Genomic DNA, 13,246 nt, shown 5'->3' on the forward strand with positions numbered 1-13,246 from the left:
AATTAGCCCGTCAGAATGGTTGCAAGAGTTGCACTAAAGGGCAATGTACAAAGCATAAATTGTCGACAATTTATGCTTTCTAGGGTTGTTATTCATTGTATAGCTGCTATATTGTCGACAACTCGATATAAATGACGATGGTTTTAAGCCTCTTATTAAATGCCCAAGGTATTGTAATGAACCAGCCAATTACTTCAGCAGATAAAACCTTTATTGCCCTTAGAGACGATATAGTCGAAGGTCGTATTCAGGCTGGCTCTAAATTGAGCGAAACTGAATTGTCGACAAAGTATGCCGTGAGCAGAGCCGTGATCCGCGAAGCGATTAACCGTTTAGAGTCTTGTCATATTGTTGAGCGCAAAGCCAACGTTGGGGCACGTGTGGTGGCATTGTCACCCCAGGGGCTGATTGAGTTGTATCAAGTGCGCGAGTCTCTAGAAGGCATGGCAGCACGTTTAGCGGCAACCAATATGACCGACCAAGAAATTGATGATTTAAGCGCGTTATTACAATCTCATTTTGATGAGGTCAAAGGCGGTGAGTCTTATTATCAAGAAGCCGGTGATGTTGATTTTCATTATCGCATCATTTTAGGCAGTAAAAACAAGCACCTCATTTCAATGCTATTTGATGGCATTTATCACTTAGTACGCATGTATCGCGTGCAACTTGGCATGGCTGGGCCGCGAGTGACCACAGCTTATGATGAACACAAACACATTGTTCAGGCCATTTTAAATCGTGACGCAGAATTGGCTGAAATGCTGATGCGTCGCCACATTTTATATTCTAAAAACAGTATTGAACGTAAATTATCGTAACACTTGCCTGTGGCGTTTGGCGCGCACAGCCGTAATTGTATAGAGGGAAATATCATGAGTGCAGGTAAAAAATTTCGTCAGGCGTTAGCTAACAATAAACCGCTGCAAATTGTGGGAACGATTAATGCGTACGCCGCAATGATGGCTAAGCAAATTGGCCATCAAGCCATTTACTTGTCGGGCGGCGGCGTAGCAAATGCCTCTTACGGTTTACCTGATCTAGGTATGACATCACTTAACGACGTATTGGTTGACGTACAACGTATCACCTCTGCCTGTGATTTGCCTTTGCTGGTGGACATTGATACAGGTTGGGGCGGTGCATTTAATATTGCCAAAACCATTCGTGACATGGAAAAAGCCGGTGCAGCAGCCGTGCACATGGAAGATCAGGTGGCGCAAAAGCGCTGTGGGCATCGTCCTAATAAAGAAATTGTGCCAGTAGATGAAATGGTCGACCGTATTAAAGCGGCAGTAGATGCTCGTACCGACCCTGACTTTTTTATTATGGCGCGTACCGATGCATTTGCTCAAGAAGGTTTAGCCGCCGCCATTGAGCGTGCTAAAGCGTATGTCGCAGCGGGCGCAGACGGTATTTTTGCTGAAGCCATTAAAACGGAAGAACACTACCGCGCCTTTGCTGAAGCATTAGATGTGCCGATTTTGGCGAACATTACTGAGTTTGGCCAAACCGAATTGTGGAATAAACAACAGTTAGGCGAGTGGGGCGCGGCCATGGTGTTATACCCATTAAGCGCATTTAGGGCCATGAACAAAGCGGCTGAAAATGTCTACAGTGCGATTTTAACCGATGGCGATCAAAAGGCCGTTGTTGGCAGCATGCAAACGCGCATGGAGCTTTATGATTACCTGGGTTACCACGCGTATGAACAAAAACTAGACAGCTTATTTGCCGAAGGCAAAAACAAATAAGCGAATAAATAAAGATAAACAACAAGACTCAAAACCCCTACATATGTGTGTCCTTGATGGGGGCACACAGCAAGCATAAGAAGGAAAAATATCATGGTAGACAAGAAATTATCGGGCGCAGGATTACGTGGTCAAAGTGCTGGCGAAACCAAATTATGTACTGTTGGTAAATCAGGATCTGGCCTGACTTATTGCGGCTACGATGTGTCAGACTTGGCAGATAATGCCACCTTTGAAGAAGTTGCTTACTTATTATTTAATGGCGAATTACCCACTCAAGCACAATTGAGCCAATACAAAGCCGAACTTACTGCGCAGCGTGATTTACCCGATGCGTTAAAAGCGGTACTTAAACTGATCCCCGCTGACGCTCACCCAATGGATGTAATGCGCACAGGCTGTTCATTTTTAGGTAACCTTGAGCCTGAAGTGGATTTCAGCCAACAAAACAAAGCTGCAAATCGTTTACTTGCCGCCTTTCCGGCCATTATGTGTTACTGGTATCGCTACAGCCATGAAGGCGTAGAGATTGATTGCACCACAGATGAAGATTCTCTTGGGGGGCATTTCCTCAAGTTGCTGCGCGGTGAAACGCCATCAGATCAACATCGTAAAGTGATGGACGTGTCATTGATTTTGTATGCAGAGCACGAGTTTAACGCCTCAACCTTTACTGCACGTGTATGTGCCTCAACCTTGTCTGATATGTACTCATGTGTCACGGGCGCCATTGGTTCATTACGCGGGCCATTACACGGCGGCGCTAACGAGGCTGCCATGGACATGATCCAAAAGTTCAGCTCGCCAGCTGATGCCAAAGTTAAAATGGCAGCCATGCTTGAACGTAAAGAAAAAATCATGGGCTTTGGCCATGCGATTTACCGCGAATCTGATCCTCGTAATGTGATAATTAAAGCCTGGTCTGAAAAACTGGCCCACGAACATGGCGACACCTCGTTATACGACATCTCTGTTGCGTGTGAAGAGTTTATGTGGGACACCAAAAAGCTATTTTGTAATGCTGACTTTTTCCATGCCTCGGCTTATCACTTTATGGGCATTCCAACAAAACTGTTCACCCCAATCTTTGTTTGTTCACGCTTAACCGGTTGGGCTGCACACGTTATGGAGCAGCGCTCAAATAACCGCATTATCCGCCCAAGTGCAGATTATATCGGGAGCGAGCCTCGTAAAGTTGTGCCCATTAGCCAACGTTAATCCACTGGCCGAGCCAAATGGCTCGGCTTTGTCGATTTTGATAGTCGATCACCCAAATTGAATTAACTGTGGATCTTGTTATGAATACTCAATACCGTAAATCCTTACCCGGCACTCAGCTCGATTATTTTGATACTCAAGAAGCGGTAAACGCTATTGAGCCCGGTGCTTATGCCAAATTGCCGTACTGTTCGCGCGTGTTTGCCGAAAACTTAGTGCGACGTTGTTCCCCCGATATGCTTGTTGACTCGTTAAAGCAGTTAATTGAGCGCAAGCGCGATTTAGATTTTCCGTGGTTTCCTGCTCGTGTTGTGTGTCACGACATTTTAGGCCAAACCGCTTTGGTTGATTTAGCCGGCCTGCGTGACGCTATTGCTGAAAAAGGTGGTGATCCGTCAAAGGTGAACCCGGTTGTACCAACACAATTAATTGTCGACCACTCGCTTGCGGTTGAACATGCAGGATTTGAAAAAGACGCCTTTGAGAAAAACCGCGCCATTGAAGATCGCCGCAACGAAGACCGTTTTCATTTTATTAACTGGACCAAAACGGCGTTTAAAAACGTTGATGTTATCCAACCGGGTAACGGCATTATGCATCAAATCAACCTCGAGAAAATGTCGCCAGTAGTGCATGCCCTTGATGGCGTGGCATTTCCAGACACCTTAGTTGGCACCGACAGCCACACCCCCCATGTTGATGCGTTAGGTGTAATCGCCATTGGTGTTGGCGGGTTAGAAGCCGAAAGCGTGATGCTTGGCCGTGCATCTTACATGCGCTTACCTGATATTGTGGGGGTTGAAATTACCGGTAAACCACAACCGGGTATTACCGCCACCGATATTGTACTTGCATTAACAGAATACTTGCGCGCCCAAAAAGTGGTGTCGTCTTATTTAGAATTTTTTGGCGAAGGGACCACCCATTTAACTCTTGGCGACCGTGCAACCATTACCAACATGACACCAGAATACGGTGCCACCGCAGCAATGTTTTATATCGATAAGCAAACCATCGACTATTTAACCCTTACAGGCCGCGACGACGAGCAAGTTAAATTGGTTGAAACCTATGCTAAGCAAGCGGGGTTATGGGCTGACACCTTAACGGAAGTGGAATACGAGCGTGTGTTGCATTTTGACTTATCAAGCGTTGGGCGCAATATTGCTGGGCCATCAAATCCGCATAATCGAGTACCCACCTCAGAGCTTGCCGCTCGTGGGATCAGTGGCGTGGTTGAAAACGAGCCGGGTAAAATGCCAGACGGTGCTGTGATTATTGCAGCTATCACCAGTTGTACTAATACCAGTAATCCGCGCAACATGATTGCTGCCGGCTTGTTAGCCCGTAATGCCAATGCTCGCGGTTTATTGCGCAAACCTTGGGTTAAGTCATCACTGGCGCCTGGCTCAAAAGCGGTGCAATTGTATTTAGAAGAAGCAGGGTTATTACCCGAGCTTGAAAACTTAGGTTTTGGGATTGTGGCGTTCGCCTGTACCACCTGTAATGGCATGAGTGGCGCATTGGATCCGGTTATTCAGCAAGAAGTGATAGACCGCGATTTATACGCCACCGCCGTGTTGTCGGGTAACCGCAACTTTGATGGGCGAATTCATCCTTATGCTAAGCAAGCATTTTTGGCCTCACCGCCATTGGTGATTGCCTACGCTATTGCTGGCACGATTCGATTTGATATTGAAAAAGATGTGCTCGGTATCGACAAAGACGGTAACAGCGTTACCTTAAAAGATATTTGGCCGACCGACGAAGAAATCGATGCGGTGATTAAAACCAGTGTTAAGCCAGAGCAGTTCCGTAAAGTGTACGAGCCGATGTTCGACATTAAAGTGGAATACGGTAGTCATGTTAATCCGCAATACGACTGGCGACCACAAAGTACCTATATTCGTCGACCTCCTTATTGGGAAGGCGCATTAGCGGGCGAGCGCACCATGAAAGGTATGCGTCCGTTAGCGGTATTAGGCGACAACATTACCACCGACCATTTATCGCCATCTAACGCGATTATGCTCGACAGCGCCGCAGGTGCCTATTTGCATAAAATGGGTCTGCCAGAAGAAGACTTTAACTCGTATGCTACCCACCGTGGTGACCACTTAACTGCGCAGCGTGCTACGTTTGCTAACCCTAAATTGTTTAACGAAATGGTGCAGGAAAACGGCAATGTGCGCCAAGGTTCGTTAGCCCGTATTGAGCCAGAAGGCCAGGTTACTCGCATGTGGGAAGCCATTGAAACCTACATGGAACGTAAACAGCCGCTAATTATTATTGCGGGTGCTGATTACGGCCAGGGCTCGTCACGGGACTGGGCAGCAAAAGGTGTTCGTCTTGCCGGTGTCGAAGTGATTGTGGCAGAAGGTTTTGAGCGTATTCACCGCACCAACTTAGTAGGCATGGGCGTGTTACCGCTTGAATTTGTTAAAAGTGAGAACCGCAATACCTATGAGATAAACGGCACCGAAACCTATGATGTGGTTGGTACACCTAAACCCGGTGCCATGTTGTCTGTTGTGATGACCCGTCTTGATGGTGAGCAAGTCTCGATTGCGGTTAAGTGTCGTTTAGATACCGCTGAGGAGTGCTCTATATACGAAGCTGGCGGCGTACTGCAACGCTTTGCGCAAGACTTTTTAGCCAGCGAAGTGGCGAGTTAATTAACGTTGCTTTTTGGTATATCGGCAGTGTGATTAGGCTGCCGATTTTTCATTTTTTGTAGGATGTTGTTATGGCTCATTTACCACAAATTAGAATACCCGCTACATATATGCGCGGCGGCACCAGTAAAGGGGTGTTTTTTAAGTTAACGGATTTACCTCAAGCAGCTCAAATCCCTGGCCCTGCACGTGATGCATTATTACTGCGGGTCATTGGTAGCCCAGATCCTTATGGTAAACACACCGATGGTATGGGCGGTGCCACCTCAAGTACCAGCAAAACGGTGATTTTGTCTAAAAGCACTCAGGCAGATCATGACGTTGATTACTTATTTGGTCAGGTTGCCATAGATAAACCCTTTATTGATTGGAGTGGTAACTGTGGCAATCTCACCGCAGCAGTGGGCTCGTTTGCCATTAGTAATGGCTTAGTCGATCCAAGCCGTGTGCCGCATAATGGCACCGCAGTAGTGCGAATTTGGCAAGCCAACATTCAAAAAACCATTATTGCTCATGTGCCTATCACAGACGGTGAAGTACAAGAAACCGGCGATTTTGAACTCGATGGCGTGACTTTTCCAGCCGCCGAAGTGCAAGTGGCGTTTTTAGACCCCGCAGACGGTGAAGGGGCAATGTTCCCTACGGGCAATGTTGTAGATGTACTTGAAGTGCCGGGAGTAGGCAGCTTTAATGTGACCATGATTAATGCAGGGATCCCGACGATTTTCCTAAATGCAGCTGATATTAATTATCAAGGTACAGAACTGCAAGATGACATTAATAATGACGATAAAGCATTAGCCATGTTTGAAACCATTCGCGCTTATGGTGCGGTCAAAATGGGATTAATAAAGCACATTGATGAAGCCGCCGCGCGTCAACACACGCCTAAGGTGGCGTTTGTGGCCCCGGCAAAAGAGTATGTCTCTTCAAGTGGTAAAGCGGTAAGCACAGATGACATTGACCTTGTGGTACGCGCATTGTCTATGGGCAAATTACACCATGCGATGATGGGCACTGCCGCAGTGGCGATTGGTACAGCGGCCGCTATTCCTGGCACCTTAGTCAATTTAGCCGCAGGCGGTGGTGAGCGCAGTGCTGTGCGTTTTGGTCATCCGTCGGGCACATTACGTGTTGGCGCAGAGGCTGAGTTCATTGATGGCCAATGGCAGGTCAAAAAAGCCCTGATGAGCCGCAGTGCTAGGGTATTAATGGAGGGGACGGTTAGGGTGCCTCAATTGCCATAGCGATTTTTTATACCATTGCGCGTCAATAAGTCGCGAGTGTTGGGCTTACATTGCATTGTATGACCTCACCACAATTCATTCGGTCATTCTTTTTGTTTAAGCCCTTGCTGAGTTATCACATTATTAATGTGCAATAGTATTACAATCAAACATACAAAACCTTGGTTATGCCGAGGTTTTTTTTGGCGCTTCATTTTGCATATAAAAATTTTTTTTGTTGAGAATATGTAAATAAAAACATGTTAAATCAGATGGTTATGTTGTGATTTTGAAATTATTAAAATGTGTGATAAACATCAAAAAAGTGCTTGATTCAACAAGAAAATTAGTATGTTATATGCAGAATTTACAGAGGTTAATGACTCATATTTATCAGTATAGATGTGGTTTTATCGACGAACCTTGATTGAGGAACAATGTTGTGAACCCTCGTTAGTGTTATTACAACCTTTAAGGTTTAGGTTATAAAAAGAAACCTGACGTTTATTACAGTTCACGTATCACCGTGAAGCACATTGCAATCATGTTTATGTTGGCAATGTATTGAAAAGAAGGAAATCATTATGGTTGAACACATTACCGGCATGCTGGCATTAATCGGTGTGCTATCGCTTTTGTGTCAATGGGTTGGGTGGAAATTACGTTTACCAGCCATTTTGCCACTGTTATTGTGTGGTTTATTATTAGGGCCTGGCCTGGGGATTTTGAATCCTGATGCTATTTTTGGCGATTTACTCTTCCCGATTATTTCATTAGGGGTTGCGGTTATTCTATTTGAAGGCGCCTTGACGCTTAATTTTAAAGAAATTAAAGACCATGGTCGTATGGTCACAAACTTAGTCAGTGTTGGTGCCTTAGTGACCTGGTTGGTTATTGTACCTGCTGCCCACTTTTTGATGGGATTTGAATGGAGTATTGCTGCACTGTTTGGCGCCTTGGTTGTTGTGACCGGACCTACGGTAATCGTGCCAATGCTGCGAACGGTTCAGCCAAAGTCTAATCTTGCCAGTATTTTGCGTTGGGAAGGTATTGTTATTGACCCTATTGGCGCATTAATGGCGGTATTGGTATTTGAATATATTGCTGTATCAAACGATCCGACCACCCATGTGTTGCATGCGTTAGGCTTAACCTTAGTGATTGGTTTTGGTTTAGGGATTGCAGCGGGTTACTTCATTGGTATTGCCATTCGTAACAATATTTTCCCGCATTATTTACGCAACACAGCCGTATTAACCATTATGTTAGGCGTGTTTGTTGGTTCTAACTTGCTTCAACATGAGTCAGGTTTATTAACCGTTACTGTAATGGGTATTTTACTGGCTAACATGCGCGGTGTAGACATTGCAGACATTTTAGAGTTTAAAGAAACATTAACGGTATTATTGATATCGGCATTGTTTATTTTGTTGGCAGCACGACTCGATTCAGGTGCGATGCTTGATCTTGGATTTGGTGGTTTTGCGGTTTTATTAGTGGTGATGTTTGTTGCTAGACCATTAAGTATCTGGATTTCTGGGCTTGGAACCAATTTATCTTCAAAAGATAAGTGGTTTTTAAGTTGGGTCGCGCCACGGGGTATTGTTGCTGCTGCTATTTCGTCTTTATTTGCGATTAAGCTTGAAGCCATTGGATTAGAAGGTGCGTCATCGATTGTTCCTTTAGTGTTTTTAATCATTATTGGTACCGTTGTTATTCAGAGTTTAACCGCTGGCCGTTGGGCAAAGTTTTTAGGGGTGAAAGAAGGGTCAAACCAAGGGTTGCTTATTTTTGGTGCGTCTAAGTTTTCACGTGAGCTAGCGAGCTTGCTAATTTCTAAAAACATTAAAGTGGTATTAGCAGACAATAACTGGGACAGTATTCGCCAGGCACGCATGGAAAATATTCCGGTGTATTTTGGTAACCCAGCTTCTGAACACGCTGAAACCTATATGGATTTAAGTGGTGTCGGGCGCGTACTTGTGATGTCGCCATATCGCCAATTAAACCCGCTAGTGACTTTCCACTTCCAAGATTTGTTGGGTGTTGAAAAGGTATATGGTTTAAACAATGCTGACAGCGGCAGTGCTCGTCACCAATTGTCTGAATCGTATTTAAAACGTTTGTGTTTATTTGGCGAAAACATCTCGTACGCAAAAATTGCTAGTCTAATGGCAAAAGGTGCGGTGTTAAAAGTGACTAACATTACTGAAAACTTCACCATTGAACACTTTAGAAAGCGTTACGGTGAAACGGCTATGCCTTTAGTTTATTTAACTAAAGAAGGTAAAGTGAAAGTGCTTTCTGGTGCTGGTCCGTTTGACTATCCAGTTGGGATTGAGTTGATTAGCTTATTGCCACAAGAAGCTCAAGAGCAAGCCGTTATCCAACGTGCGTTAGATGAAGAAGCAGAGCGTAAAGCAAAAGCCTTAGCAGAAGCCGAAGCGAAAGCGGCTGCAGAAGCCCGTGCGATTAGAGAAGCAGAAGAAGCTGAACAACGTGCAATTGAAAAAGCCCGTCGTAAAGAAGAAGAACTTGCCTTGTTTGAAGAGCAAGAAAAAGCGCGCCTGCTCGCTGAAGAAGAGGCTGCTTTAGTTAAAAAAGAAGCCGCTGAAATGGCCAAAGAATTAGCTGCGCAAGAGAAAGCAAAAAAAGCTGCAGCAGAAAGTACTGAAGCAAATGAACAGGTATCATCTGAAGATGAAACCAAACCTGAGTCGCAGGTTGATCCTAAATCGGTTTAATACCAATTAGGATAAATAAGTGATCAGAGATCGCCCAGGAAAATCGCTTATAACAAGGCAGAAATTGTAGTGAGGTCGTTGTTCTACCTCTAGCATTTCTAACGTGGTGATAAGCGATGTTAACCAGTAAGCATGATCATATTATTTTAATGTGGATGGTTAAAACAAAGTGTAAAAAAAGGCTTAGCAATGATTGCTAAGCCTTTTTTATGTGTGCGATGAGCGACTGGATTGGTCACATCATTAATGGAAATTAGTTGGCTAGGGTCGTTAATACCACTTCGTGATGATCTTTGGTTTTAAATTTGTCTAATACATGGCTTATTTTGCCGTCTGTACCAACAATAAAGCTTAACCGATGAATGCCGTCGTATATTTTGCCCATGAATTTTTTCTCTCCCCACACGCCAAATGCATCTGCAACCGCATGGTCTTCGTCGCTTAACAGTGTGAAATTGAGTGCTTGTTTTTCAGCAAATTTAGCCAATTTAGCCACGGGATCTGGGCTGATACCAAATACAGTGACGTTTAGGTCATCAAGTTGTGCTTTGATGTCGCGTAACCCTTGTGCTTGTACTGTACAGCCAGGTGTTGAGGCTTTTGGGTAAAAGTAAACTAATACGGGGCCGTGGGATAATGCTTGCGTTAAAGTGACGGTTTCGCCTGATTGGTTTTGCAAGCTAAAAAGAGGTGCCGTGTCACCAACTGTTAATGTGTTCATATTTTTTCCTTGTCAAATGAGTGGCGGATAATACGATGACAATCTGAATTAGGTTCATGGTGTAAACACCTAAAACTCAGTGATTAAGGCGCCGCAATGCCTTGCATTCGCTTAATTGAACATTCAAGCGATAAAGACTCTGCTAACTCGTGAATGCCTTGCTCAAGCTGTAATAAATCGACTTTGTCAGGGATATTGATGGCTAGTAAAATCGATTGCGTTTTGAGGTTGTCGTTGTCATCTGCATGGGAACGGACGGCGGCTAAGTCTAGCCCGCGATCTGCAAGAAACTGGGTAATGCTTTTCATTGTGCCGCGTTGGTCTTCACCATTAAAACGAACTTCAATACGTGAAATAAAATTCTTAGGTGTGTGTTTTGATGTGCGCTTCATGACGGTCATTAATTCAAGTTCGACACTTAAACTGGGCAATAAACTTTCAATTTTTGTAATGGCAGCCCATGAACCCGATATCATCATAATTAAGGTAAACTCATTACCAAATAGTGCCATACGACTGTCGACGATATCGCAATCACATTCACTTGCTAATCGTGCTAAACGACTGACTAAACCAGGGCGATCAGCGCCCATTGCCGTAACGACCAGATAGTTGGTCATGGATTTTCCTCACTGTCGATAACGTTGAGTGAAACACATGCTTAAGCATTGCGTTTACATGCGGGAAGTAATGCTAACATTTATCTGTAAAACACCTCAAGATACTAACCTATATCGCTCACATTAATGTGATTATTTTTTCTAAGTCATGCTTAAAAATGCTAGCTTATCCGATTAGATTAGCCATAAATGACTTATTTCGGATTATGCTTGTCGTAGTGCTTGTCATTAGTGGTTGGCATCAGTAACATAGCGAATCCTGAAACCTTGGGGAAGATAGATGATAAACGGAAGCATCGTAGCCTTAATCACACCAATGAACAGTGATGGCACAATAGATTACGCAAGTCTTGAAAGGCTTGTAGAGTTTCATATCGAACAGGGCACTGATGCCATTGTTGCTGTTGGTACGACCGGTGAGTCGGCAACATTACCAATGAAAGAGCATGCTGCTGTTGTGGCTCAAACCGTTAAGTTTGCCTCAGGTCGAATTCCTGTTATAGGTGGTAACGGCGCTAATGCAACAGCCGAAGCAGTTGAACTGACTAAGTCACTCAACAATACTGGTGTAGCGGCCATGCTTGGTGTAACCCCTTATTATAATAAGCCCACACCAAAAGGCTTAATTGCCCATTATAAAGCTGTGGCTGCAAGCACTGATATTCCGCAAATTTTGTATAATGTGCCTGGCCGAACGTCGGTTGATATGAAGCCAGAAACCGTAGCTGAATTAGTGAGTGTTAAAAACATTATTGGTGTGAAAGAAGCAACCGGTGATGTGAGCCGTGTGGCGCGATTACGTGAGCTGTGTGGTGAAGACTTTTTGCTCTACAGTGGCGATGACGCGACCGCAAGAGAGTTTTTATTGCTTGGCGGTAATGGTGTCATTTCGGTAGCCAATAATGTGGTTCCACGTGCATTTAAAGCCATGTGTGATGCCGCATTAGCAAAAAATGAATCATTAGCGAAAACGATAGATGAACCTTTAACAGGTTTATACAGTTCATTATTTTGTGAAGCTAACCCAATCCCGGTTAAATGGGCGGTTCACAAAATGGGTTTAATCACTCATGGACATATTCGTTTGCCTTTAACTGAACTTTCTGAGCAGTTTCATGGTCTGTTAATAGAAACAATGAAACAAGCCCAGATAAAGGTATAATAAATTCATGTTTAAGAAAGTGACTCCATTACTGCTTGTTGCTGCTGTCTCAGCTTGCAGTACGCCGTTAGACCGTCGTCAGGCCAATGGCGATGATGATTTCATTAATGCTGAAACCAAGCCGTTATTGACTATTCCTGAAGGGCTAAACACCCCAACTTATAGTAAAGAATATGACATTCCGCCTGTCGGCACTAAATCAGATAAGTCGTTAATTGGTAAAAAGCTCGATATTCGAGCACCGCTTCAGGTTTTACCGATGGCTGAGGGGACTTATATTGAAGAGAGCAGTGATAATATGCGTATTATCATTGACTCAATTGACAATAATACTGATTTAAAACAAGAAATATTTGACGTTATTAAAGGCTATTTAGCTAAAAATAACATGAAGTTGAGTCTTGAAGATTATAGCGCTGGCGTTATCGAAACCGATTGGATTGAGCACCAAGAAGTGATTGAATCGAGTTGGTGGGGCAGCGATAAAGTGTATATTCTGCGTCAACGTTATCGTTACAACATTGACGTTAAGCCGCATGGTCGCTCAGGTAGCGTAGAGATAAACCTACTCGACCACCAAGAGCTGTATAACGGTGAAGATCAACAAATTATCCTAAGTGGCGATGACAAACGCCGTTATACGACAGATATGCTTAACAATGCCATTGTTTATATGAGTATTGAGCGTGACAAAGCTATTCGTGCAGCTCGCATTGAGAAAAGCCGTGGTATTAATGTTGATTTAGTCACAGGTACAGACACTGATGAGTCTTATTGGTTAGCTGATGCTAATTACAACTCTGTGTGGGAGCGCCTGCGTTTAGTGCTACCAGAGATGGGCTTTGATGTGGTTGATATGGACACCAGTAAAGGGCTGTTCTTTATTAATTTAGTGGAAAGCGGTGGCTTTTGGAGTTCGCTGTGGGGCGAAGATAAATTATCATTGAAAAAGGGTAACTATCGCCTAATGCTTAAAGAAGCAGAAAACGCAGACCAAACCAAGATTTTATTGCGCGATGTGGAAGACAATCCACTGGACAATGATGCGATTACTGAGGTTTATCAAATTTTGTCAGATTTGATGCAAGAAGACCGTAAAGTACGCTAAATATACGCGGTAACATTT

Annotated in this window: 10 protein-coding genes; 8 read left to right on the top strand and 2 right to left on the bottom strand. The window is 44.1% G+C overall.

Annotated features, from left to right (window positions below; genetic code table 11):
- Positions 1 to 176: 176 nt before the first annotated feature.
- The 6 genes from L2703_RS03360 to L2703_RS03385 all read left to right on the top strand — a co-directional run bounded on the left by L2703_RS03360 (position 177) and on the right by L2703_RS03385 (position 9,617).
- A complete protein-coding gene (locus L2703_RS03360) occupies positions 177 to 821 on the top strand; it encodes a GntR family transcriptional regulator (RefSeq protein WP_248969736.1) in 645 nt (214 codons plus the stop codon).
- Between the two features lie 54 nt (positions 822 to 875).
- Positions 876 to 1,754: a methylisocitrate lyase gene (gene prpB, locus L2703_RS03365; RefSeq protein WP_248969737.1), complete on the top strand. Its 879-nt coding sequence runs from the start codon at positions 876 to 878 to the stop codon at positions 1,752 to 1,754.
- 93 nt (positions 1,755 to 1,847) lie between these two features.
- A complete protein-coding gene (gene prpC, locus L2703_RS03370; RefSeq protein ID WP_248969738.1) occupies positions 1,848 to 2,972 on the top strand; it encodes a bifunctional 2-methylcitrate synthase/citrate synthase in 1,125 nt (374 codons plus the stop codon).
- Positions 2,973 to 3,052: 80 nt separating this feature from the next.
- On the top strand, positions 3,053 to 5,647 hold the full coding sequence (acnD, locus tag L2703_RS03375; RefSeq protein ID WP_248969739.1) for a Fe/S-dependent 2-methylisocitrate dehydratase AcnD: 2,595 nt from the start codon (positions 3,053 to 3,055) through the stop codon (positions 5,645 to 5,647).
- Between the two features lie 71 nt (positions 5,648 to 5,718).
- A complete protein-coding gene (prpF, locus tag L2703_RS03380) occupies positions 5,719 to 6,894 on the top strand; it encodes a 2-methylaconitate cis-trans isomerase PrpF (protein WP_248969740.1) in 1,176 nt (391 codons plus the stop codon).
- A 563-nt stretch (positions 6,895 to 7,457) separates the two neighbouring features.
- Entirely contained in the window at positions 7,458 to 9,617 is a 2,160-nt protein-coding gene (locus L2703_RS03385; RefSeq protein ID WP_248969741.1) for a cation:proton antiporter, read from the top strand.
- 253 nt (positions 9,618 to 9,870) lie between these two features.
- Here the strand turns inward: L2703_RS03385 and bcp are convergent, their stop codons facing one another.
- Together bcp and L2703_RS03395 are read right to left on the bottom strand one after the other, a co-directional pair.
- A complete protein-coding gene (gene bcp / locus L2703_RS03390; RefSeq protein WP_248969742.1) occupies positions 9,871 to 10,338 on the bottom strand; it encodes a thioredoxin-dependent thiol peroxidase in 468 nt (155 codons plus the stop codon).
- 83 nt (positions 10,339 to 10,421) lie between these two features.
- Entirely contained in the window at positions 10,422 to 10,958 is a 537-nt protein-coding gene (locus tag L2703_RS03395) for a glycine cleavage system transcriptional repressor (RefSeq protein WP_248969743.1), read from the bottom strand.
- Positions 10,959 to 11,238: 280 nt separating this feature from the next.
- Here L2703_RS03395 and dapA point away from each other — a divergent pair, with 280 nt between their 5' ends.
- Both dapA and bamC read left to right on the top strand, forming a co-directional pair.
- Positions 11,239 to 12,120 (top strand): 4-hydroxy-tetrahydrodipicolinate synthase, encoded by an 882-nt coding sequence (dapA, locus tag L2703_RS03400; RefSeq protein ID WP_248969744.1) that lies wholly within the window; start codon positions 11,239 to 11,241, stop codon positions 12,118 to 12,120.
- Positions 12,121 to 12,127: 7 nt separating this feature from the next.
- Positions 12,128 to 13,228, top strand: a complete 1,101-nt coding sequence (gene bamC, locus L2703_RS03405; protein ID WP_248969745.1) for an NlpB/DapX family lipoprotein — start codon at positions 12,128 to 12,130, stop codon at positions 13,226 to 13,228.
- Positions 13,229 to 13,246: the final 18 nt, after the last annotated feature.

This window comes from Shewanella basaltis (genome assembly GCF_023283885.1).
Classification (GTDB): Bacteria; Pseudomonadota; Gammaproteobacteria; order Enterobacterales; family Shewanellaceae; genus Shewanella; species Shewanella basaltis.